The sequence below is a fragment of the Thermomicrobiales bacterium genome (assembly GCA_023954495.1).
In the GTDB taxonomy this organism is placed as follows: domain Bacteria; phylum Chloroflexota; class Chloroflexia; order Thermomicrobiales; family CFX8; genus JAMLIA01.
Map to the genome: position 1 here is coordinate 55,707 of JAMLIA010000004.1, position 22,863 is coordinate 78,569.

18 protein-coding genes, 3 tRNA genes and 1 pseudogene are annotated in these 22,863 nt (G+C 60.9%); 14 read left to right on the top strand and 8 right to left on the bottom strand.

The genetic code is table 11. From position 1 onward, the window contains the following. Window positions 1-16: 16 nt before the first annotated feature. Together ilvN and ilvB are read right to left on the bottom strand one after the other, a co-directional pair. The gene (gene ilvN, locus M9890_01460) at window positions 17-544 is read right to left on the bottom strand and encodes an acetolactate synthase small subunit (GenBank protein ID MCO5175630.1); all 528 of its coding nucleotides are present in this window, start codon (window positions 542-544) and stop codon (window positions 17-19) included. A 4-nt stretch (window positions 545-548) separates the two neighbouring features. After that, on the bottom strand, window positions 549-2,294 hold the full coding sequence (gene ilvB / locus M9890_01465; protein ID MCO5175631.1) for a biosynthetic-type acetolactate synthase large subunit: 1,746 nt from the start codon (window positions 2,292-2,294) through the stop codon (window positions 549-551). Between the two features lie 448 nt (window positions 2,295-2,742). On the opposite strand from ilvB, the gene M9890_01470 reads away from it, so the two are divergent. The 5 genes from M9890_01470 (at window position 2,743) to M9890_01490 (ending at window position 5,605) form a co-directional block, all read left to right on the top strand. Further along, window positions 2,743-2,815 (top strand) — tRNA-Arg (locus M9890_01470). Between the two features lie 98 nt (window positions 2,816-2,913). Next, a tRNA-Ser gene (locus tag M9890_01475) sits at window positions 2,914-3,001 on the top strand. Between the two features lie 83 nt (window positions 3,002-3,084). Beyond that, window positions 3,085-3,174, top strand: a tRNA-Ser gene (locus M9890_01480). Window positions 3,175-3,288: 114 nt separating this feature from the next. Beyond that, window positions 3,289-4,116, top strand: a complete 828-nt coding sequence (gene otsB, locus M9890_01485) for a trehalose-phosphatase (GenBank protein MCO5175632.1) — start codon at window positions 3,289-3,291, stop codon at window positions 4,114-4,116. Beyond that, entirely contained in the window at window positions 4,100-5,605 is a 1,506-nt protein-coding gene (locus M9890_01490; protein MCO5175633.1) for a trehalose-6-phosphate synthase, read from the top strand. The genes otsB and M9890_01490 overlap by 17 nt, the downstream gene beginning before the upstream one ends. Before the next feature lie 11 nt (window positions 5,606-5,616). Here M9890_01490 and corA read toward each other — a convergent pair whose 3' ends face one another. From corA to M9890_01520, 6 genes are all read right to left on the bottom strand, one after another. Further along, window positions 5,617-6,570, bottom strand: a complete 954-nt coding sequence (gene corA, locus M9890_01495) for a magnesium/cobalt transporter CorA (protein MCO5175634.1) — start codon at window positions 6,568-6,570, stop codon at window positions 5,617-5,619. Further along, the gene (locus M9890_01500) at window positions 6,567-7,487 is read right to left on the bottom strand and encodes a ribokinase (protein MCO5175635.1); all 921 of its coding nucleotides are present in this window, start codon (window positions 7,485-7,487) and stop codon (window positions 6,567-6,569) included. The genes corA and M9890_01500 overlap by 4 nt, the downstream gene beginning before the upstream one ends. A 21-nt stretch (window positions 7,488-7,508) precedes the next feature. Next, on the bottom strand, window positions 7,509-10,154 hold the full coding sequence (locus tag M9890_01505; GenBank protein MCO5175636.1) for a transglutaminase domain-containing protein: 2,646 nt from the start codon (window positions 10,152-10,154) through the stop codon (window positions 7,509-7,511). After that, window positions 10,151-11,308 carry a PrsW family intramembrane metalloprotease gene (locus M9890_01510; GenBank protein ID MCO5175637.1) on the bottom strand — a complete coding sequence of 386 codons (1,158 nt, stop codon included), beginning with the start codon at window positions 11,306-11,308 and terminating at the stop codon, window positions 10,151-10,153. Before M9890_01510 ends, M9890_01505 begins: the two co-directional genes overlap by 4 nt. Window positions 11,309-11,370: 62 nt before the next feature. Further along, complete coding sequence (locus M9890_01515) at window positions 11,371-12,642, bottom strand: DUF58 domain-containing protein (protein ID MCO5175638.1); 1,272 nt, start codon at window positions 12,640-12,642, stop codon at window positions 11,371-11,373. Further along, window positions 12,639-13,640 carry a MoxR family ATPase gene (locus M9890_01520; protein MCO5175639.1) on the bottom strand — a complete coding sequence of 334 codons (1,002 nt, stop codon included), beginning with the start codon at window positions 13,638-13,640 and terminating at the stop codon, window positions 12,639-12,641. The genes M9890_01515 and M9890_01520 overlap by 4 nt, the downstream gene beginning before the upstream one ends. Before the next feature lie 335 nt (window positions 13,641-13,975). Here M9890_01520 and polA point away from each other — a divergent pair, with 335 nt between their 5' ends. From polA to M9890_01565, 9 genes and pseudogenes are all read left to right on the top strand, one after another. Then, window positions 13,976-16,735 (top strand): DNA polymerase I, encoded by a 2,760-nt coding sequence (polA, locus tag M9890_01525; GenBank protein MCO5175640.1) that lies wholly within the window; start codon window positions 13,976-13,978, stop codon window positions 16,733-16,735. A 78-nt stretch (window positions 16,736-16,813) separates the two neighbouring features. Beyond that, entirely contained in the window at window positions 16,814-17,110 is a 297-nt protein-coding gene (locus tag M9890_01530) for a zinc ribbon domain-containing protein (protein ID MCO5175641.1), read from the top strand. A 200-nt stretch (window positions 17,111-17,310) separates the two neighbouring features. Further along, window positions 17,311-18,116 (top strand): annotated as a pseudogene (gene cysS / locus M9890_01535) (cysteine--tRNA ligase). A gap of 153 nt (window positions 18,117-18,269) precedes the next feature. Continuing rightward, the gene (locus M9890_01540) at window positions 18,270-18,620 is read left to right on the top strand and encodes a hypothetical protein (GenBank protein ID MCO5175642.1); all 351 of its coding nucleotides are present in this window, start codon (window positions 18,270-18,272) and stop codon (window positions 18,618-18,620) included. A 194-nt stretch (window positions 18,621-18,814) separates the two neighbouring features. Next, the gene (gene rlmB, locus M9890_01545; protein ID MCO5175643.1) at window positions 18,815-19,402 is read left to right on the top strand and encodes a 23S rRNA (guanosine(2251)-2'-O)-methyltransferase RlmB; all 588 of its coding nucleotides are present in this window, start codon (window positions 18,815-18,817) and stop codon (window positions 19,400-19,402) included. Between the two features lie 373 nt (window positions 19,403-19,775). Beyond that, window positions 19,776-20,069, top strand: coding sequence for a hypothetical protein (locus M9890_01550; protein ID MCO5175644.1), 294 nt, complete (start codon window positions 19,776-19,778; stop codon window positions 20,067-20,069). Window positions 20,070-20,129: 60 nt separating this feature from the next. Beyond that, the gene (gene dnaB / locus M9890_01555; protein ID MCO5175645.1) at window positions 20,130-21,419 is read left to right on the top strand and encodes a replicative DNA helicase; all 1,290 of its coding nucleotides are present in this window, start codon (window positions 20,130-20,132) and stop codon (window positions 21,417-21,419) included. 43 nt (window positions 21,420-21,462) lie between these two features. Further along, window positions 21,463-22,161, top strand: a complete 699-nt coding sequence (locus M9890_01560; GenBank protein ID MCO5175646.1) for a DnaD domain protein — start codon at window positions 21,463-21,465, stop codon at window positions 22,159-22,161. Between the two features lie 31 nt (window positions 22,162-22,192). Further along, complete coding sequence (locus M9890_01565) at window positions 22,193-22,837, top strand: ATP-binding protein (GenBank protein MCO5175647.1); 645 nt, start codon at window positions 22,193-22,195, stop codon at window positions 22,835-22,837. Window positions 22,838-22,863: the final 26 nt, after the last annotated feature.

Genomic DNA, 22,863 nt, shown 5'->3' on the forward strand with positions numbered 1-22,863 from the left:
AGGCTCAACCGCCACGTCAGGCAACTGCGTCCTGAACGACTGTCAAGCGCGAGTTTCCGGTGCCACGCACCATAGCCACCAAGCCCGTACGCGCGACTTCCTTTATGCCATACGGCCGAATCATCGTGAGCATCGAATCAATCTTGTCGCTCGGTCCCGTCACCTCAAGGATGAGCGTGTCCGGGGTGGCATCGACGAAGCGCGCGCGGTAGATGTCTGTGGCCAGGCGCATGACATCGGCGCGCGTGCGCTCGGTGGCGGCCACCTTGACCAATGCCAGCTCACGCTGGATCAGGTTCTCGCCGGTCACGTCAGTGACCTTGACGACCTCAAGCAGCTTATAGAGCTGCTTGGTCACCTGCTCAACCATCCGGTCGTCGCCACCGATGACAAACGTCATACGAGACATGCCCGTGGTTTCAGAGTGGCCGACCGCGACCGAGTTGACGTTGAATCCGCGCTGCCTGAACAGGCTCATCACACGGTTCAGCACGCCTGGGTGATCTTCAACCAGCACCACCAATGTGTGAGAACGCTGCGTCATGCTTTTACTCACCCTTCTCGATCAGTTCGCCATACGACCCACCACTCGGAATCATCGGGTAGACGTTCATCTCCTGCTCGACGACGAAGTTGAGCAGTGTCGGCCCGACAATCTCACGGGCCCACTCAATTGCGACATCAACGTCATCACGGCTCGTCACCGTCCGCGCGGCCATGCCGTATGCGGTCGCCAGCATCTGGAAATCGGGCTGGCTGATGAACGTCTCTGAGTAGTTGCGGTCGTGGAACAGCTGTTGCCACTGGCGGACCATGCCGAGGTAGCCGTTGTTGATGATGACCACATTCACGTTCGCCTGCTCCTGAACGAGCGTGGCGAATTCGAACAACGTCATTTGAACTCCACCATCACCAACGACTGCCCAGACCTCGTCATCAGGTCTGGCGAGCGCCGCGCCGAGCGCAGCCGGCACGCCGAAGCCCATGGTTCCAAGGCCGCCGGACGTGACCCAGTTGTTGGGCTTGTTGCATTGGAAGTACTGTGCCGCCCACATCTGGTGCTGACCGACATCGGTGACGACGATCGCATTGCCGTCAGTCGCCTCGCAAAGTCGCTCCATCACGAACTGCGGCTGGAGCACCGCGTCGTTCGCGTGCGGGCGATATGGTGGAGTGCGTCGCCACTCGGCGATGGACTCAATCCACTCATCGTGACGCAACTCTTCAAGCTCGGCATTCAGCAGCGCCAATGCCTGACGTGCATCCCCAACGACCGGCACTGTGGTTTCGATGTTCTTGCCGATCTCCGCCGGGTCGATGTCGATATGCACTACGCGTGCGTTCGGCGCGAAATCGCTGACCCGGCCAGTGACACGATCGTCGAATCGCATGCCGACCCCGATGAGCACGTCAGTTTCGTAGATCGCGCGGTTCGCATGAGCGAAGCCGTGCATACCGACCATGCCGAGGCATAGTGGGTGATTCTGATCGAGGCCACCGATGCCCAGCAGCGTCAGGCCGACCGGTATCTGCGCCTTCTCGGCAAGCGTCTTCAACTCATCCATCGCGCCAGAGAGCAGAATACCGTGGCCAGCCAGAATCAACGGCTTCTGCGCATTGCGAATTTCCTGCGCAGCCAGGCGAATCTGCCGCCGATGCGGCGTGTAGGTCGGCTTATATCCCACCAGATCGAGCGATTCCGCCGCGCCAAGCTCGGACGCAGCCAGCAGCACATCCTTCGGGATGTCGACGAGCACCGGACCGGGGCGGCCCGACTTCGCCAGATGAAACGCCTTCTGGATCGTTGGGCCGATGTCGGCGGCGTGGCGCACGAGAAAGTTGTGCTTCGTGATCGGCAGCGTAATTCCGGTGATGTCGATCTCCTGGAACGCGTCGCTGCCGATGAAGTGCTGCCCCACCTGGCCAGTGATGGCGACCATCGGGATCGAGTCGAGCATGGCAGTGGCAATCGGCGTCACGAGGTTCGTCGCGCCCGGCCCGGATGTCGCCAGACAAACACCGACCTTGCCAGTCACGCGGGCGTAGCCATCAGCAGCGTGCCCGGCACCCTGCTCATGCCGCACCAGAACGTGGTGGATTGACGGGAACTCGGGGAGGACATCGTATAAGGGAATGACTGCGCCGCCGGGGTAGCCGAAGACCGTGTCAACGCCCTCTCGAACAAGCGCCTCGCACAGAACTCGCGCGCCGATGCTCGGAGCAGCTTTCGCGACTGACCTGGGTTGCGATGCTGCCGGCGCTGCGCCGGATTCCTCAGGTGTTGTTGCCACCATCTATGCCCTGCCCTCCATACCCTTCAAACCCCAGATACCCATCTGCGTCAGAAATGAAACGAGCCTCCCGCATTGGGAGGCTCGCGATTCATCGGTCTATCCTGTCAGCGTATTTCGCGCGCCCCCTTATGTCTCATTCGTAATAAGAATGAGTACTACGCCGCGAATAATGGACTCGTGCACGAACGACTGATTGGCCGGACAGTCCGAAGACGTCGGCTCACTCAGCAAATTCGGCTGCAAGACCAATCGCGGCAATGGGGAATCCTTTTCGCACGAAGACGCTACAGTGCGCGTACCGTGGCATGATACGGCGTCCGCGAGGATCTTGTCAAGCACGGTTGATGCTCGTGACAAATGGACGAAGCGGATCTCTGCACAGGTGGAGTTCACCTGATGGCTATGCTATGATTTCCAACGCGCTGCTCGTCAGCGACACAATCAATATGCGCCCGTAGCTCAGGGGATAGAGCGTTTGGTTGCGGACCAAAAGGTCGGGGGTTCAAATCCCTCCGGGCGTACTTGAGCAGGCCCTCGCTGTGCGAGGGCCTTTGCGTTGCCCGCGTATCCAGCGCGCAGCTCATTGGCGCGCCAATTCGGGTCCGGTATACTTCGCCACGGAGAGGTGTCCGAGTGGTTGAAGGTGCCGATCTCGAAAATCGGTGTGGCTGATGAGGTCACCGCGGGTTCGAATCCCGCCCTCTCCGCAGACCGACCAATAGCCGCTCGCGTTCAGCACACAGCGACGATAGAGCTGGGCGCTGCATGCAGGCGGCTGATTTGTGTTCGGGGAAGGGTCGCATAGTTGGCCTAGTGCGCGCGCCTGGAAAGCGCGTAGGCGGGACCTCTCGCCTCGCGGGTTCGAATCCCGCCCCTTCCGCAAAGAGTTCCGCGCCCGCTGCCCGTGCAGGCACCGGCTGCGACGACACGCTTCAGTGCGTACCCAACTCCGAATTGCGCTTCCCCAGCGCATCGCGCCAACGAGAGGCACGGTATGACGGAACCACACGTAGCGCCTCTGGTTGTCGAACCTCCATCGATTGGGGGTGTCAACGATTTCTGGGATCGCGTTGTGCGTGCTCCGTCTGTGGCTCTCTTCCTCGATTTTGACGGCACACTGGCTCCGTTCCACTCCGACCGAATGCAGGCATATCCGTTGCCCGGATCGATGGACGCAATTCGAGCCATCAACGACCAGCCGCGAACGAACGTCGCGATCGTGTCCGGTCGCCCGATCTCCGAGATCATGACGCTCATTGGCGAGCTGGGAATGACGATCTCCGGCGCACACGGCTACGAATACCGAACGCCTGACGGCGGTTATCAGGTCATCCCATTGCCAGCCGAACAACGCCTGCTGCTGGACTCGGCGCGCGAAATGGCAATGCGCATCTTCCCGGCCGAACGAGTGGAGCGCAAAGCCGCGAGCGTCGCCGCACATGTGCGTGGATTGGATGCCACAGCGGCCGCCGACATGGTGTCGCGACTGGAACAGCAGTGGCGAACATTGAGCGACTCGGACCTCGTCGATTTCCGGCCCTTCAACGGTGGGCTGGAGCTCCGAGCGAAAGGCCGAACCAAAGGCACTGTCATCAGCGAGATGCTGGATTCCGCACCCGCCGATATTCTGCCGATCTATATTGGTGATGATGACACCGACGAAGACGCGTTCAGAGCTCTCGCCGGCCGAGGTATCGGAATCAAGGTTGGCCCGGCCAATGCCGTAACGCAGGCGATCGGCCACCTGGATAGCTGCGAAGCCGTCCGCGACATGCTGACATATTGGGCAGGACGGGAGATCCATCATGGCGCAGGCTCATAACGAAAGCGACCTGAAGCGGCTCGTTGTCGTATCGAATCGTCTTCCCGTCGTGCTTTCGGCAGACGACAACGGTGGCTGGAATGTGCAACCGGGGGCCGGCGGACTGATCACGGCGCTCGCGCCAGTTCTCCGCAATCGTGGTGGCATGTGGATCGGTTGGCCCGGAACGCAGACAGACCCCAAGGTTCATGAGGCGTTGGCGAATGCGGCAGACGGCACAGGCTATACACTCAACGCTGTCGATCTGCCGGATTCAATCATCGAAGGCTACTACCAGGGATTTGCAAACGAAGTCATCTGGCCGCTGTTCCACGATATGCTGTCGCGTTGCAACTTTCAGCCACATTACTGGCACGATTATCTGGCAGCGAACCGGATCTTCGCCAGCACGGTTGCTGAAAGTACAGAGACGCAAGACTATGTCTGGATCCACGATTATCACCTGATGAACGTTGCCGAGCAATTAAAGGCGCTCGGCGTCAGGCGACGCACCGGCTTCTTTCTCCACATTCCATTCCCGCCGCTCGACATCTTCCTGCGCATGCCCTGGCGATTCCAGATTCTGCGAGCCCTGCTGGAATTTGACCTCGTCGGTTTCCAGACAGCCCGCGACACGCGCAACTTCATTCACTGCGTGCGCAACCTGACGCCCGAGATCGAGATCTCCCGAACTCGTGGTTCCTTCTCGGTGAAGCACGACGACCACGTGACGCGCGTCGGCTCGTTCCCAATCGGGATCGACTACGCATCGTTCGACGAGCAGGCTCGCTCCAGCGAAGTTATTCATGAGATGGAGCGTTCGTCTCATCGCCTGGCTAACATCAAGATGGTGCTTGGCATCGACCGACTCGACTACACCAAGGGACTCCCCGAGCGGATTGTCGCGTTCCAGGACGCGCTGCGACGCTATCCGGCACTGCAAGGAAACATCACGCTCATTCAGGTGGTCATCCCCAGCCGTACTGATGTTCCCGAATATCGCGCGCAACGCGAGTCGATCGAGCAGCTGGTGGGCAACGTCAACGGTGAGTTCACGCAGCCAGGGTGGGTGCCGATCCACTATCTCTATCGGTCATTGGAACCCATCGAGCTGCTCGCCTACTACCGCATGTCAGACATCTGCCTGGTGACGTCGCTCAAGGACGGCATGAATCTCGTGTCAAAGGAGTATTGCGCCTGCAATGTTGACGGCGACGGCGTACTCATTCTCAGCGAGTTCGCCGGCAGCGCAGCCCAACTTCATCGCGGGGCCATCATGGTGAATCCCAATGACATCGAGGGCATGGCCGAAGCCATCAATCAGGCGATCGTCATGCCCGAGACGGAGCGTCGCACACGCATGCGGCGCATGCGCCAGAACGTCCGCCGCGAGAACATCTTCTGGTGGACTGATTCGTTTCTGCGAGCGGGCGCGAGCAAGCGGCTCGACGACTTCCCGGTCTCGGAGTACTTCATGCCGAAGGAACCGGCGCGGCCGTCACTCATTTAGGCCGGGTGCTGTCACCACCAGCGCAACTTCCGAAATGCCCAGGCGAGGACGACGGTGAGAACGACCATGCCGATCAGCACTGCGTAGTAGCCGTAGTGCCAATGCAGCTCCGGCATGGTGTCGAAATTCATGCCGTAGATTCCGGCGATCAGCGCCAATGTCATCAGGATGATGCTGGCAACGGTGAGCGTTCGCACAGTCTGATTGAGGTCGTTCGAGACGACCGTGAGATGGACATCGATGATCGTCGAGAGAATCTCGCGGTAGTTGTCGATCGTCTCAGTGACGCGAATGACGTGGTCATAAACGTCCTGAAAATAGGCGATGGACACTTCGCCGAGAAGCGGCAGCTCGCGCCGGGTAAATGCGTTGAACACGTCCCGCGTCGGCGCAACGACACGACGGACATCAAGAAGCAGGCGCTTCAGCCTGAATACCTCCTCGACCGTCCCAGTACTGCCGTGATCGAATACTCGCGCTTCGAGATCCTCGATCTGATCGCCAATGACGTCCATGCACGGGAAGTAGCCGTCTACCACCGTGTCAGCAATCGTGTACAGCAGCATCGCCGGGGACACGTGCGCATTCCCCTGACAGTGCTCCGCCCAACGATGCGCGGCAGCATCAATCTGGGGAAGCTTGGTGTGATGCAGAGTGATGACAGTCTCGCTGGTCACAACGATGGATAGCTCGCGCATCTGCGGGCGACCGTCACTCTGTGCGTCAAGTGCATACAGCACGACGAAGAGGTGTCCGGGATATTCCTCCGCTTTTGGGCGCTGCAGCCGTACCTCGATGTCTTCAAGTGCAAGAGGGTGGAGCCGGTAGCGCTCCGCCAGCACGTGCAACTCGGACGATGTTGGGTCAGTGATGTCGAGCCAGTCAGCTCCCGCCAGGGTCGAGGCAGAATCCTTGGCATCGGAGAACAAGCCGGGTGCGTCGAGGTCGAAGCGCCGAATTGTCACGCGAGTGGCTGGTCGGACATGGCGGACTCGATCGCCGCGCGGTTCGGCATGGACGGTTGCGCGCCAGCGATGCTGACCGACAGCGATCCCGCAACCACTCCGGCGGCCGTCGCCTCACGCAACGATGCGCCACTTGCGAGCCAGGCCGCGAAGACGCCGCAGAAACAATCGCCCGCGCCGGTCGTATCAACGACCTTCGCCTTCGGGGCCCTGATCAGCTGCGTTCCATCTGCGTGGGCAACAACTGCCCCGCCCGCGCCGATCGTGATGATTGCAGCCGTCGGCCCGTGCCCGATCAGGTCTTCGGCGGCGCGCTTTGTTGCGGTTTCATCCCTGACATCGAACGGTCGGCCGAGCACGGCGGCGGCCTCGGATTCGTTGCAGATGAGGACGTCCACCTGATCGAGATGCGCCATGATCCGCGAATCGAACGGCGCGGCGTTGACGACCTTTGTGGCGCTATGCTCAGCGTTCAGCGCCGCCAAGACGGCGTCGAATGAGATCTCCAGAACCATCGATATAACTGAGCAATCTGATTCTAGCGCCTTGATAACTGAGGCTGGGTCGACGAGATCGTTCGCGCCAGGTACGACGACGATCTGATTCTCACCGTGCGCATCGACGATTATCTGCGCCACCCCGGACGTCGCGCCCTGGTGCTCGGCCAGGTACGTCACGTCGATGCCTTCGTCGCGCAGTTCCTGACGCCGCGCCTTGCCGAAGTCATCGTCTCCGGTTGCGCCAACAAACCTGACGTTGGCGCTAGCTCGGCGCGCTGCTACCGCCTGGTTCGCGCCTTTGCCGCCGGGGTACGTCGCGAACGCATCGCCCCGCACCGTCTCGCCGGCACGCGGCAATCGCTCGGCGCTGCTCACGAGATCAGTGTTACTGCTCCCGATGACGACAACCGTCCCCACCCGTTCCTCCTCGATGAATTGCTACCAGGCGGTCTCGTCATCATCGTCCTGCCGGCTTGAGTTCCACGGCACCAAACGACTGAAGAAGTGCTTGACGAGCAGACCGCGCAAACGCGCCCACGCCTGGCGACCACGCAGGAAGTCGGTTTGCGGCACCTCGCGACCGCTATAGGTCGCCCGCGAATAGAGATCGGCGAGATACGATGCCGGCCCACGACTGCCCGGTACTTCTTCGGCTATTGTCGCCGCAAGCTCCCTCGGTGTCATTGATGCCTGCGTCCGCACGCCGCCCCAGTCAGCTCCGCGGATTGCCTTCGCGTAAAGCTGTTCAGCTGGCGACAGTCCGCGCATGCCGCGCAGCCAGAAGAATGCAGCGACGAGCGCTGCCAGCAGCAGGCCAACGATTCCGCCGCGGATCGCCCACTCAAGCCGCGTGACCGGCTCGTCGCGCTGCACAGTCCCGACACCCGATCCTGTTGGTAGCTGGTTCTGCTCCTGTAGGAACTCGCTGTCATCCGGGAGCATGCCGCCAACGCCGCCAGATTCACGGTCGATTGGACCGGCAGCAGTGTTTGGCGCTGGAGCCGGTTCGCGGTTGAAAGCCGAGCGCGCTGCAGTTGGCTCGAACGGCACCCAGCCGTAACCGTCGAGGTAGACCTCCGGCCATGCGTGCGCGTTGCGTTCGCGGTAGAGGAACCCACCGGCATCCTTGTCACGATCTGCCGGGAAGAAGCCGGTGACCATGCGCGTCGGCAGTCCCATCTCGCGCGCCATCACGACAAACGCGGAGGCGTAATACTCGCAATAGCCCTTGTGAGAATCGAACAGCACATAGTCGACGACATCCTGATCGGCCGGTGGCACCGCGACGTCCTCGCTGTATTCGATCGAGTTGCGTAGGTACGTCTCAATCGTCTTCGCCATGTCGTACGGGTTCGTGGCTCCGGCAGTGACCTCGTGGGCCAGATCGCGCGTTCGCTGCGTGACGGTGTCAGGAAGCTGCAAGTAGCGATCGCGAACTTCCTGCGGCGCTGCACCGGATGCCAGCCGCAAGTCCTCCGACTTGGCGTCTGTCTCAAGCGCATCGACCTTGTACGACTCGCCTGTTGCCAATCCATCGCGGGCATAGACCGCCTCAACTTCGGTAAGGTCCGGGAACTCGCCAGCGTATGTCAGGGTTGTCGCGCGATACGTGTCGTAGTTGACGGTGTACTCGAACGTGATGCCGCGTTCTGCGAGCGCCTGTCGCTCCGCAACAATGTCTTCTGACTCTGGACGTAGTCGCGGCGGAACATCTACCTCTGGCGTCGCAGTGGCCGTCGGTTCGGCCTCCGGCGTCTCCTGCTCTTCCGCCGTCGCAGTTGGCTCTGCGACATCCTCGGGCGTGAAGTCGTATTCCTGCAAGAGTGTCGCAATGCGCTCCATTTCGCGCGGCACAGTTGGAAGCGTTTCCCCGCTCAGATCAACCTGAACGCCTGTTACCGTCGTCCACGGCACGACAAGGTTCGCTCCAACATCAGCGCTCAGGAAGGTCTCCGGCGCGAAGATCAGGCTGCCGCGTGGTCGTTCGACACGAATCGTGTAACTGGTCTTCTCACGCGTTTCGAGCGCCTGATCACCGACATCGACCGCTTCACCGGCCTGCAGCATGACCTGCGATGGGATTTCGCGAAGCTGTCCGTTCTCATCGCGGTCCTGCGTGACGTCCGACAGCCAACCGCGACCGGTATAGACTGCGTAGCGATGGGCCGCCAGGTACGGTGCGGTCGACTCGCCCGTGACCAGGACAACAGGCGTGTCGCTCAATCGCAGCGAACCTCCTAGTTCGAAGCTATCGGCGAAGCTTGCGAATCCGCCGACGCCGCCTGCGCCCGGACCTCGCAGTCCAGCGAACCAGCTATTGAACCGCTGCTCAACCGAGCGCCACGGACCGTCGACAGAGAGCCAGGCATCGTGCGCGCGACCGCTCTGGACGCTGCCGGGGAATATCCAGCCGAACATCAACACGAACATGGCCAGATAGGTCGCCGCCCACATCGCTTTCCAGCCGATGGAATCCGGGTAGTCAATGCGCATTCGTCGCCAGCGTGTCTCGCGCTCCAGCATGCGGAAGCGCACGAGCAGCAGAAGCGCAAAGAACAGGTAGAAGACGACGAGGCCCGTTGGCACTCGGTGGCTATAACCAAGATTGATGAACAGCAATATGCCCGGGAAGATGAGCGCTGGCCAGACCCAGCGCGCGCGGAACACGAACCAGACAGAGCTGTAGGCCAGCATGAGCGTCGTGATCGAGATGAACAGGACGAACAGATACAGATCGTCCGTCTGCTGACCGCCTGCGATCTGATCGATCCAGCGTCCGCCACGATCCGCCAGCCACGAGAGCTTGTCGCTGCGGCTACCGATCCGATCGTCCAGATATTCCGTCATCTGAAACAGGACGACCCCGGCACCGCCGACCATGGCAATGAGATGCGCGACCCAGCCGGGGATGCGTCGTTGTTTTGCAACGATCAATCCAGCAACCAGACCATAAATCATGATGCGATTCAAAATCTGGAGTCCATCGGCCCAGTCGGCCTGACGGATCGACCAAATGGCGACAAAGACGACCAGCGACGTCAGAATGAACGTCGACCAGCCCTCACGGAGTGCAAGTCGATTCACGTGGTTATCCCCCGCACCTCGGAACGATCAAGTCGGATGCCCGGCAATTCCAGCGATTGACGAGGTTCCTGCAATAGCTGCTGGATGGGCTGTTGCGCTTCCTGGCCAAGCTTGCGTGCTGCAATGATCGTCCAGGCTATGCAGCCGGTAAGCACCATCGCCAGCAACGCGACGATCAGCAGGATGCCCAGGATTGTCGCGACCGGAGGATCGTTGGCGCTTTCAATAGATGCTGACATCAGCATCGCCGATACGGTCAAGCCGTTCCAGGCACCATGGACGAGAATTGCTGCGATCAAATACGGCACGACGCGAAACCCGCCAGCGCTCCGCTGCCGGTGCCAACCATAACCAGCTAACGACGATGCAGTTACGTGAATGAACGCGACCGGCGCGCGAACAAGCAGTAACCACGGCCAGGCACTTCCTGCCGCGAGCGCATATCCCAACGTCTCAATGACGGAGAATCCGAGTCCGACGCAGGCACCGGTGACGAACCCCGAATAGCCTGTTGTCACCCTGTTGCGCTGGACGAAGACGACGCCGAGGAGCTTGGTGAACTCCTCAGTGAGTGGCGCGACGATCGCATACATCGCTGAAACGCCGAGCGCGACCGTCAGCGTTTGCAGCATGCCGGACCCGAGGTCCTCAATCCCGCCCGTCCCCGAGAGCCGATCCACCAGCGAACGGGGCAGCGACGTATCGACGAGCGCGAGCCCGCCGAGCACCGCGAAAACGGCCATGACGGCGAACGCAAGCTGAAGAATGAGCGCCATGCCGGTGGCCGCGAACATACCCCAGACTGTCGCTTGCGCCACCTCACGACGGTCCACCGCCTGCGATCTCGGCCAACGTGTGACGAGTCGCGCGATCGCGCAGAACAGCCCGGTGAGCGCAGTGACGGCAGCAAACGGCTCGGCGACCGGCAGCCAGTCCCAATGCGCGGCGGCAAGTCCCGCCATCGCAGCTACCACCAGGGCAGTCAGCCCAACCCAGACTGGAGGAAAGCGGACGGGGTTCAGTCCTGAACGCAAACGGCTGAACACGAGCAGCAGCGCGGCGATCAGACAGGCAGTGCCAAAGCCCGCTGCGGCTGCAACATCTCGTACTTCGGTATCGTCCGGCGTTGAGAAGTCGACGCGAAACGCATACATCGTCAACAATCCAAGCCCGGCAATGACAAGGACGAGAATAGGAATATAGCGAGCCAACCGGCTCACACGCGGGGTGCCTTTCCACCGGGGGTGATCGAATGTGTAGCCAGCGCGCGACTGATGTCATCGCCGTACTTGACCAGATAGGTCGGCACACCGATTGACGCCAGCGTGCTGACGACGAACAGGCTCGATTCCCCCGCTCCGAACGTCGTCGGCTCGATGATGACGGCGACGCATTGCACGCGGCGACTCACGATCTCAATGACTGACTGGACCCAGTCCTCATTCGTCGAGGGCGTCACAAAGATAACGGTGCTGTTACGCGAGAACTGGCCACCCTCGGCCAGGATGAGCTCTCCGAATGGCATATCGCCATCGGCGCGGATGACTGCCAACTGCTCCAGAATCTTGATCATCTGGCGACCACCGCGGTCGGTTGGGATCACAACGTTCTGACGCGACGACGCCAGCAGGCCAACAGCCCGATTCTGCGACAGGAAATGATGCGCCAACGACGCACCAACGGTGACGGCGTACTCCTCGGTCGAATCGAGCCAGAACGAGAGTGGCACGTCATCGCCGCTCAACGATGGCAACGCGCCCAGACCAGACGCGCCCGCGTGAACGCTGGATTGCAGATCTACCGCGATCCAGATGTCGGCCGTCGGGTCGAGCTCAAATTCCTTGACCATCAGTTTCCCGGTACGGGCTGTCGCAGTCCAGGAAATTCGGTTGAAGGCATCGCCGGGGAAATACTCCCGCACGCCGGATGCGTTCGGGGTGACGAAGGGCGTCCTGCGCTGAATCGCGGAGCCGCCGGGAAGCTCGCCGACCGGCAACGCAAATGCGCTCAGATCAACCGTCGCAGGATAGACCAGGAGCTCATGCGTGTCGGGGATGAACATCTGGCTTGGGAACAGACCGAACGGATCGCCGCTGCGTATGGTCAACGGCCCGATGCGGAATCGTCCGCGACGCGAGCAGATCGTCTCGACGCGCCAGCGACGTCCATCGTTTGGCCCCAGGTTCAGCACGCGCGACACCTGATGGCCCGGCAAGTCGGAGTGGTCGGTGATCTCGACCCAGAGCTTGGCCAGCTTGCTGGAGTTCTGCACCCGAATACGCTCGAGCAGCGGCTGCCCGACCTGGGCCCTGTCCGCCTTCGTCTCGCGCGTCAGCGTGATCCCGCGCAGGCTGAATCGCCCCCAGAGCCAGGCAACGACGAGCAGACCAACAAGGGCGAAGAAGACCTTATCGAGGATGCTCCACTGATTCAGCTGGCCGAAAGCAAAGACGACGACGGCCAGAATGATGAGCTTTAGCGCGTTCATTGTGCGTTCCGACGCGCGCGCCAGCCTCCGCTCGTTGCCTGCGCCTGCGGCGCCGACACGCGCGCGCCGGGAACCGCCACGACCGACAGCAGATCCTGAACAATGTCGCGGGAGTCGATCCCCTTCATACGGGCGGCCGGACTGACGATGATGCGATGGGCGAGCGTCGGGACTGCCAGGTCCTTCACATCGTCCGGCGTGACAAAGTCGCGACCCTGCAACGCCGCCCAGGCGCGCGATGCGGTGTAGAGCGCCAGCGAGCCGCGTGGGCTCGCGCCGAGATAGATGTCGTCGTGCTCGCGCGTCGCCAGCACCAGGTCGACAATGTACTCCTGTATGAGCGGGTCAACGTGTACTTCGCGAATCTCGGTCTGCGCCTGCTTAAGGACGTCGGCGGTGACGACCTGCTGCAGCGAATCCAGCGGATGCGCGAGACGCTGCCGCGTCAGGACGTCGATCTCGCTGGAGCGCCCCGGGTAGCCAAGCGACAACCGAACGAGGAATCGGTCGAGCTGCGCTTCGGGCAGTGGGAACGTTCCTTCGTATTCGATCGGGTTCTCAGTCGCCATGACGACGAACGGCTCCGGCAGAGGATGCGTCACGCCATCGACGGTGATCTGCGCCTCTTCCATCGCCTCAAGGAGCGCCGACTGTGTCTTCGGCGTGGCGCGGTTGATTTCGTCGGCGAGGACGATCTGCGCCACGATCGGACCAGGCCGGTACTCAAACGAGCCCAGTTGCTGATTGAAAATGCTGACGCCGGTTACATCACTTGGGAGCAGGTCCGGGGTGAACTGGATGCGCTTGAAGGTGCATCCGATGCTGCGGGCGATAGCCTTTGCCATGACAGTCTTGCCGACGCCCGGTACGTCCTCAATGAGGACATGCCCACGACTTAGCAACGCGACGAGGACGAGTTGGACCTCGCGCCCCTTGCCGACGATGACTTTTTCTACGTTCTCCCTGACACCGGTGGAAATCTGTTCGACGAACTCCATCGTTGTCCCTTCTCGCGGTGCCGAGTATCAAAAAACTGGCAGCGGGCTGCACGTGCGACGCTGTGCCAGATCGGTGAGGTCTTCGGGGTTGCAGTAATCCTCTGGAAGATGACTAGGGGTGAAGGACACTCCTTTGTGTGGCTGACGGCTACGCTGGCGCGAGTGTCGACATGAGTAGTATAGCAACGCTCGTTTGAGTTATGTACAGGCGGTCCTTGCCGTGCACAAGCCAAACATACATTGAAATACGCCTCACCGGCCCGAATGGTTCGCCGCGCTCCGAGTTCCGGGGTGTACGTATAATCGGAGAACGATTGGCACGAGAGGAGCCGGACTTGGCAGCGAGCGCGAAAACGTCTTCACCCAGCGGGAAGCGGCTGATACTCGTCGATGGGTACGGGCTGGCATTCCGCGCCTTCCATGCCCTGCCGATGACGCTAACCGCACCGGATGGTGAGCTGACGAACGCGACCTATGGGTTCACTGCCATGTTGCTGGACACGTTGCGATCGCACGAGCCAGATTACGTGATTATCACCTTTGATATCGGCAAGTCCTTTCGTCACGACGAGTTTGAAGACTACAAAGCCCATCGCGCACCGATGCCCGACGAGATGCGCGGTCAATTGGCTCGAATCCGTGAAGTCATCAACGCACTCGACATACCGATTTACGAAGTCGATGGCTTCGAGGCCGATGATGTGATCGGCACGCTGGCCCGTCAGGCGAACGAATCGGGCGTCGACGCGCTGTTGCTTACGGGCGACAGCGACCTCCTCCAGCTCGTCAACGACCATACGACAGTAGTCCTCCCCGGCGCGCAACGGTTCGGTGAATATCGCGTCTTCGACCGCGACGCGGTCGTCGAGCGCTACGGCTTTGGCCCAGAACGCCTGACCGAGTTCAAAGCGCTTGTCGGTGATAAGTCCGATAACATCCCGGGCGTTCCGGGAATCGGCGAAAAGACAGCGAAGACTCTCATCGCAACCTACCCATCCATGGAGGAGATTCTCGCCAACATCGACAACATCAGCCCGCCAAGGGCGCGCAATTCGCTGGCGCAGAATGCGGAACTGGCGTTGCAATGTCGGCGACTGGCGACCATCGTACGCGACGTACCGATTGAGCTGGATATTGAACGCGGCGCTATCAACGATTTCGATCGTGATGCCGTGCTTGAGCTGTTCCGCACGCTCGGCTTCCGCTCCCTGATGGCACGCGTACCTGAGTCACATCGCGAGCCGACCCCGACGGTAGACGCCGTACCAGCCGGCCAGATTGCCGTGCCCGCTGTGGCTGCCTCACGAACTGAGCTTGAGGCATTGGCTGCCGAGATTCGCGCCGCAACTGAGATCTCTGTTGACGTCGAGACGGATTCGACACATCCGGTCATGGCGAATCTTGTTGGAATTGCGGTGGCCACCGCAACCGATCAAGCCTGGTATGTACCGCTCGCGTCGCCTGACGGAATTGCAGCCTCGCTCGACGATATACAGGCGACGATCGGGCCGGCCATCGCCGAACACAGCCGTGTCGTCACCCATCACGGCAAGTTTGACCTGACCGTCATGGTGCAGGCCGGGCTGCCCGATTTCGCCATCGAGTTTGACACGATGCTCGCCGCGTACCTGCTCGGCGAGTCTGGTGTTGGACTCAAAGATCTGGCGTTCCGTCACCTCGGTTGGGAGATGACCGAGATCACCTCGCTGATCGGCACGGGTCGTAACCAGACGACGATGGACAAGGTGCCGCTCGCCGACGTCGTGCCGTATGCAGGCGCCGATGTTGAGAGCACCATGCGCCTGCGCCCCATCCTTGAGGAAGAGCTGATTGCTCGAGAACAGATGCCGCTCCTGAACGACATCGAGTTACCGCTCGTGCCGGTGCTGGTTGAAATGGAACGCAACGGCATCGCCGTCGATGTCGCTGTCCTGGAAGACCTCTCGGAGAGTATGGCGACGCAGATTGAGCATCTCGAAGAGCGGATTTACGCGCTCGTCGGGCACGAGTTCAATCTGGGCTCGACGCGCCAGATGGCAACAGTGCTGTTTGAAGAACTCGGTCTGCCATCGGGGCGACGGACGAAGACGGGATTCTCAGTCGGGCAGGAAGTTCTCGAAGGCTTGCGCGGCGCACACGAGGTCATCGACCTCATCCTTGAACACCGAACGGTCAGGAAGATCAAGTCGACGTACGTTGATGCGCTGCCGTTGCAGGTGAATCCAAAGACTGGCCGCGTCCACACGACGTTTAATCAAACGATCGCCGCAACTGGACGGTTGTCGTCGACCGATCCTAACCTGCAGAACATTCCCGTGCGCTCGCCGCTCGGGCGTGAAGTGCGTCGCGCCTTTGTTGCTGCCAACTCTCCTGAAGAACGCCTGTTTGATGAGCCTTCGGTGCTCTTCTCGACCGATTACTCGCAGGTCGAGCTGCGCATCATGGCGCACTTCAGTCAGGACAAAGCGCTCCTGGAAGCGTTCAACAACGGGCTCGACGTCCACAAAGCCACGGCTGCGCAAGTGTTCAACGTACCCATCGACGAGGTCACGTCGGACATGCGCGCAACGGCCAAGACGGTGAATTTCGGCATCATGTACGGAATGCAGGCGTACGGACTGTCGCGCGATACCGGCATGTCCCGACAGGAAGCGACACAGTTTATCGAGCGCTACATGGGTCAATTCGACGGCGTCCGCGCCTACCTTGCTCAAACGATCGTCGAAGCGCAACAGGTTGGCTATGTCTCCTCGCTCTATGGTCGGCGGCGCTACGTGCCGGACATCGCCGGAGGAGGCCCGCGACGGATGGCGGCAGAGCGAGCGGCGATCAACATGCCGTTGCAAGCAACTGCGGCAGACATCATGAAGATTGCGATGATCAATGTCGCGAAAGAGCTGACGGAGTCCCGGCTACGCGCGCGGATGATCCTGCAGGTGCATGACGAGCTGTTGTTTGAGACTCCGGAATCGGAAGTCGAAGCATTGCGCGAGCTCGTGTCGCGAACAATGCGCGACGCAGCATCACTCTCAGTGCCGCTGGAAGTCGAGTCGTCGATCGGGCCAAACTGGGGCGATATGGTCGATCTGGAATAGACGTGGGTGTATCGTAGGTTATAATGGGATGTCAGCCGTGAAGCGCGCGGCACAGGGACAGAAGGACTACTGGTAATCATGCCCACCTATGACTATCTATGCGATTCGTGCGGTCACCGCTTTGATCTTCGCCAGAGCTTTTCAGACGACCCGATTCGAGACGGTCCGGTCTGTGGATCGAGCGTGCGGCGCGTCGTGTATCCCGCCGGAGTGATCTTCAAGGGCTCCGGCTGGTACATCAACGATAGCCGCAATGGCGCTCCCTCTACTAGCCCGTCAAAGTCGAGCTCGGAGTCGTCTTCTACAACGTCAACAACAACGTCGACGACGACATCCGAAGCGAAAGAGGCCGTCAAGAGTTCCACGGATTCCTGATCAGGAACAAACGGCCCGCCGGCAAGCCGGTACGAAGCCAGACTCGACACCACGGGGGAGGGCACAGCAACGCCACCCCCGTTCTGTTTGTCCAAAGCGATGTCGCCAGAAAGGCACTTAGCATCATGGCACTGATGGTCTACAACACGATGACGCAGTCCAAAGAACCCTTTGAAACAGTCGAGCCAGGCATCGTCAGCATGTATGTCTGCGGACCGACTGTGTACTCTGACGCGCACATCGGCCACGCGATGTCAGCCCTGACGTTCGACATCATCCGGCGTTATCTGGAGTGGAACGGTTACGAAGTCCGCCACGCACAGAACTTCACGGACGTCGACGACAAGATCATCAACCGCGCTGCGGAGCTTGGCATCGAGCCCGAAGCGCTCTCGGAGCAGCTCATTCAGGACTGGCTCGACGAAACAGCGGCGATGAACGTGCTACCGGCGACGGTCTACCCGCGTGCGACGCAGGAGATCGACGGCATTATCAGGATGATCCAGGATCTGATCGACAGCGGCCACGCCTACGTCGTCGAAGGCGGCGACGTGAACTACCGCGTGACCAGCTTCGATGGCTACGGCAAGCTCAGCCATCGCAACCTCGACGAGATGCAAGCCGGCGCACGCATCGAAATTGATCCGCGCAAAGAGAACCCGATGGACTTCGCCCTCTGGAAGGCAGCCAAGCCCGGTGAACCGGCCTGGAAGAGCCCGTGGGGTGAAGGTCGGCCCGGCTGGCACATCGAGTGCTCCGTTATGGCAATGGAACATCTCGGCAACACGATCGACATCCACGGTGGCGGATCGGATCTCATCTTCCCCATCACGAGAACGAGATCGCCCAATCCGAGGCGGCCAGCGGTCATCGTTACGTTAATTTCTGGATGCATAACGGCTTCGTCCAGGTGAACGAAGAAAAAATGTCCAAATCGTTGGGCAATTTTTTTACCGTGCGCGAGGTATTGCAACGCTACCAACCGGAGGTGGTGAGGCTGTTCATTCTGGCGAGTCACTACCGGGGTCCGCTGAACTACGCCGACGAAAATCTGGACCATGCCAAGGCTTCGCTCAACCGCTTGTACACGGCGTTGCGTGGTTTGCCGATCCTGGACGTTTCAATCGACGAGGGCTGGCGCGCCCGGTTCGAACAGGCCATGGACGACGACTTCAATACGCCCGAGGCGCTGGGGGTCCTGTTCGAGTTGGCCCGTGAAATCAATCGTCTGCGAGACGAGAATGAGATGGTGGCGGCAGAACGGGCGAGCAGTTTACGGCAAGCCAAGCTCGTTCAGCTCGCGGGTGTGCTCGGCTTGCGGCTCGGTGCAAACACCTCCTCTGGGACAGGCGATGCAGCGCCGTTCATTGATCTCCTGATCTCAATCCGGGATGAGTTGCGGGCAGCGAAACAGTGGACGCTGTCCGATCGGATTCGTGATGAGCTAGCAGAACGAGGGATCATCGTTGAGGACTCGGCCGACGGAGCGACCTGGCGGCGCAAGGACTGACAGTCGACGGCGAAAGCCTGGCGGCAATAGCGAGATCCTGTACGGCAGGAATGCCGTTCGGGAGTCGCTGCTCGCGAATCGTCGTCGCCACCAGCGTCTGCTGGTCGGTGACGGTATTGAGCAGCATGCGCGCATTCAGGAGATCACACAGATAGCAGTCGATCGGGGTATTGAGGTCAAGCGCACACCGCGCCATGACCTCGACACGCTGGTCCAGCGGCAACCATCGAAGTGTCGCCCTGGTCACCTCCGCCTATCCGTATGCGGAAGTGCTGAACCTCGCCGAGCTGGCCGCGAATCATCGGGCCCTGCTGGCGCTCGACGGACTCGCCGACCCGCAGAACGTCGGGACGCTGCTCCGGACGGCTGAGATCACCGGTATTGCCGGTGTAATCATTCCGACCGATCGAGCGGCGTCGATCACGCCGGCTGTCGTCAACGCATCGGCTGGCGCAGTCGAGCACCTGAACATCCTGCAGGAGGTCAACCTCAGCCGCTGGCTCATGCGAGCCAAAGAGGCTGGGTTCTGGGTCGTCGGTCTGGCCGGTGACGACGAGGCGTCATCGTTGTTCGAGGTCAGCATGCAGCCACCGGTCGTCATCGTCACAGGCTCCGAGGGAGCGGGCATACGGCGGCTCGTGCGAGAGACATGCGACATCGTCGCCGCAATCCCGATGGCAGGGCAGATCGCTTCTCTGAATGCAGCAGTCGCCGGATCGATCGCACTCTACGAGGTGTTTCGCGATCGTGACAGCGATTCTGATGCTGTGGTGGTGACGTAATGCCGCGACGGTATACACTTGTTGGTCGCGCGTCCGCAACGCGAATGTCGGCGCGCGCAGAATGCGAACGAGCATGACACAGCAGACGTGCGCGGCACGTGAATGCACGAACATCGCGTTGCAGACAGTGAGGAAGGGCAGGGCGTGGTCAAGATCATTTTGATGCAGGACGTCCCCAAGTTGGGTGACGCCGGAACAGTCCAGGATGTTGCGCCGGGCTATGCGCGGAACTTTCTGATCCCGCAAGGCATCGCCACCATTGCGACCCGTGGCTCGATCAAGCAGGTCGGGCGACAGGCAGCCGAGGCAAAGCGGATCGCAAAGCAGGAAGAAGAGCTGCGCGGTCTGTCCGAGCGCATCCAGGGCACCCGCATTGAGGTGCAGGTACGCTGGCGAGCAGGGCCGCCTGTATGGCTCGATCACAGCGGCCGACGTCGCAGAGAAGCTTGCCGCAGCCGTTGGCGAAGAGATCGACCGCCGTAAGGTCGACCTCGACGAGCCGATCCGTTCGCTCGGCGAGCACGAGGTGACGGTCCGGCTGGTTGGCCGACTCACTCCGACGATCACCGTCGTCGCGTTCGACCCGGACTACGTCCCTGAGGCGGAAGCTTCCGAGGACGAGGCCAGCGAGGACGAGCCGGACGAGGCAGCCGAAGAGGCGGAGTAGCCCACCATGGTGCAGGCGATCGATCGGCTTCCACCTCACAATATCGACGCGGAGCAATCCGTGCTGGGGTCGTTGCTGATCGATCGCGATGCCGTGATCCACATCGCTTCCTATGTCAAGCCGACCGATTTCTACCGGTCGGCTCATGGCGTCATCTACGAAGCAATCATCAACCTCTACAATCGCCGCGAGCCGACTGACCTCATTACCCTCGTCGATGAGCTGCGGCGCACAGACTACCTGGACGATACCGGCGGCGAGACGTATCTCGCCGAGCTGATCGCGGCAACACCAACCTCGGTACACGTCGAGTACTACGGGCGTATCGTGGAGCGCACGGCGACGCTGCGACGCTTAATCAGCGCCGGCACTAATGTCGTCTCAATCGGTTACGACGACTCGCTGAACATCGAGGACGCGATCGATCAGGCCGAGCAGGCCATCTTCAACGTGTCCCAGCGCCGGTCAACGAAGGATTTTCGTACCATCGGCGAGGTCCTTGAGGAGTACTTTGATCGGATCGATACGCTCCACCAGAACAAAGGCACGATCGTCGGCGTGCCGTCCGGCTACGCCGATCTGGACAAGATCACCGGTGGCCTGCAGCCGTCGGATCTCATCATCATCGCGGCCAGACCAGCAGTCGGCAAATCGTCGCTCGGGCTGGGGATTGCCTACAACTCGGCAATCCGCTATGCCAAGACGGTCGGCCTGTTCGTGCTGGAGATGTCGGCCGAGCAGATCGTCCAGCGTCTGCTGTCGATGGAGACCGGCATCGACTCTCACCGGCTGCGGCTCGGCTACATCGACGACAGCGAATGGTCCAGCGTCACGCGCGCATTCGGTCGCCTGTCGGAAGCGGCGATCTACATCGATGACACCGCCTCGGTCAGCATCATGGATCTGCGCTCGAAGGCACGGCGCCTCCACGCTGAGCGAGGGCTGGACATCATCATCGTCGACTACCTCCAGCTCATGACGGCAGGCGGCCGCAGCGACAACCGTGTGCAAGAAATCTCGACCATTTCGCGTGCGCTGAAGCAACTGGCTCGTGAGCTGAACGTGCCGGTCGTCGCGCTCGCGCAGCTCTCTCGTGCAGTCGAGACACGCCAATCGCATGTACCGATGCTCTCCGACCTGCGTGAATCCGGTTCAATTGAGCAGGACGCCGACATCGTCGCGTTCATTTACCGCGAAGATGTGTACGATCCCGACACTGAGCGCAAGGGCATTGCCGACATCATCATTGCCAAGCACAGAAACGGCCCCGTTGGCACGGTACACTTGAGGTTCTTCGACCGCACTGCCCGGTTTGCGGATCTCGAAATGTACCGCGAGCCGGATCTGTAACAACGATCGCTCCCGTGTGACGCCATTCAAGAAGGACTCGACCGTGCCGTCCGACCAAGCCGGAGGATTCGACTCTTCCATTCCGGCGCAAATCCTTGCCAAGCTCATCAGCGATGTCTGGAATCCGCTGGATGTCAAAATAGTGCTTGGCGTCGCTACGCTCGGCGGAACGACGGAGCTGGTGGCAGAAGCGGCCCTGCTCGCGGACGCATCGCTCAATCACGGGTCGCGCGCGGATGGCTCCGACCGGCCCGTCAGCGAGCGGCTGCTTGAGGCGCTGGAGCGAGTCGTCGCGCGCGGGCTGGTGCTGCGCTTGGTTGATGAGGCGAGCATCCACTGGCTACTCCTCGGCACGGACGAGAATCAGCGTCTTGCGCGCGTGCCAGAGCGGATATACCCGGGTGAGCGCGCGCCGTGGAAGGGAAAGCTTGTCCTGGAGCGACCGACAATATTCGGGCTTTACGAACAGAATATCGGCCTGGTAACACCGATCATCGCTGATCGACTGGTCGACGCGCTGGAACGCTATCCCGAAGAGTGGGTCGAGAGTGCGATCGAAGAGGCAGTCAGCTATAACCGACGCAACTGGCGCTATATAGAACGCATCCTGGAGAACTGGGCGACGGAGGGCAGAATCGATGAAGCCGATCGGGGATCTGCTCAGAGGGATCTCAATCGAGAGAAACACCTCCGAGGCAAATACTCACACATCTTCCGACGAGGGGGTCTGCCCGATTTGTAAGGGCGCCGGCTTCCTGCGCATGGATGCGTCGGTGGACAGTCCGAACTTCAGCCGCCTCCTGCCCTGCACCTGCAAGCTCGAAGAGCGCCGCCAGCGATCGCAGAGCCAGGTTCGACAGTTCAGCGACATGTCGGGATTTCGCGAGATGACCTTCGAGTCGTTCGACCCGACGATCCGTGGTGCGCAGGAAGCATTCGAATCGGCGCTCGCCTTCGCGCGGCATCCGCATCGCTGGCTGGTTCTCGTTGGCCCATATGGCTGCGGCAAAACGCATCTGGCCGCAGCGATCGCCAACTACGCTTTCCACGAGCTGCAAATGGGCCCAGTGTTTGCGGTGGTCCCCGATCTGCTCGACTACTTGCGGACGACGTTCGGGCCCGATTCTGAGGCGTCGTACGACGATCGGTTCAGCGCGTTTCGCGGCGCTGATCTCCTGGTCCTCGACGATCTCGGTACGGAAAACGCCACTCCCTGGGCGCGCGAGAAGCTGTTCCAGATCATCAACCATCGTTACAACGAGCATGCGCCGATGGTCGTCACGACGAATGACCTCGATCGAGTAGATCCGCGCATTCGCTCGCGGCTCGTTGATTGGCAGCTAGCAACGACGATCTATATCGATGCGCCGGACTACCGCGATCGGTCACCACGGCGTCCCCGGCAGCGCAGTCGATAGCAACGCAGGGATTCGTTGCAGCCGAT

Coding starts and splice junctions, on each gene's coding strand:
- M9890_01510 (MCO5175637.1), bottom strand. CDS start 11,308: ATGTATGCGTTTCGCGTCGACTTCTCAACGCCGGACGATACCGAAGTA.
- M9890_01490 (MCO5175633.1), top strand. CDS start 4,100: ATGGCGCAGGCTCATAACGAAAGCGACCTGAAGCGGCTCGTTGTCGTA.
- rlmB (MCO5175643.1), top strand. CDS start 18,815: ATGACCTCGACACGCTGGTCCAGCGGCAACCATCGAAGTGTCGCCCTG.
- M9890_01520 (MCO5175639.1), bottom strand. CDS start 13,640: ATGGAGTTCGTCGAACAGATTTCCACCGGTGTCAGGGAGAACGTAGAA.
- M9890_01515 (MCO5175638.1), bottom strand. CDS start 12,642: ATGAACGCGCTAAAGCTCATCATTCTGGCCGTCGTCGTCTTTGCTTTC.
- ilvN (MCO5175630.1), bottom strand. CDS start 544: ATGACGCAGCGTTCTCACACATTGGTGGTGCTGGTTGAAGATCACCCA.
- M9890_01540 (MCO5175642.1), top strand. CDS start 18,270: ATGGACGACGACTTCAATACGCCCGAGGCGCTGGGGGTCCTGTTCGAG.
- M9890_01530 (MCO5175641.1), top strand. CDS start 16,814: ATGCCCACCTATGACTATCTATGCGATTCGTGCGGTCACCGCTTTGAT.
- ilvB (MCO5175631.1), bottom strand. CDS start 2,294: ATGGTGGCAACAACACCTGAGGAATCCGGCGCAGCGCCGGCAGCATCG.
- otsB (MCO5175632.1), top strand. CDS start 3,289: ATGACGGAACCACACGTAGCGCCTCTGGTTGTCGAACCTCCATCGATT.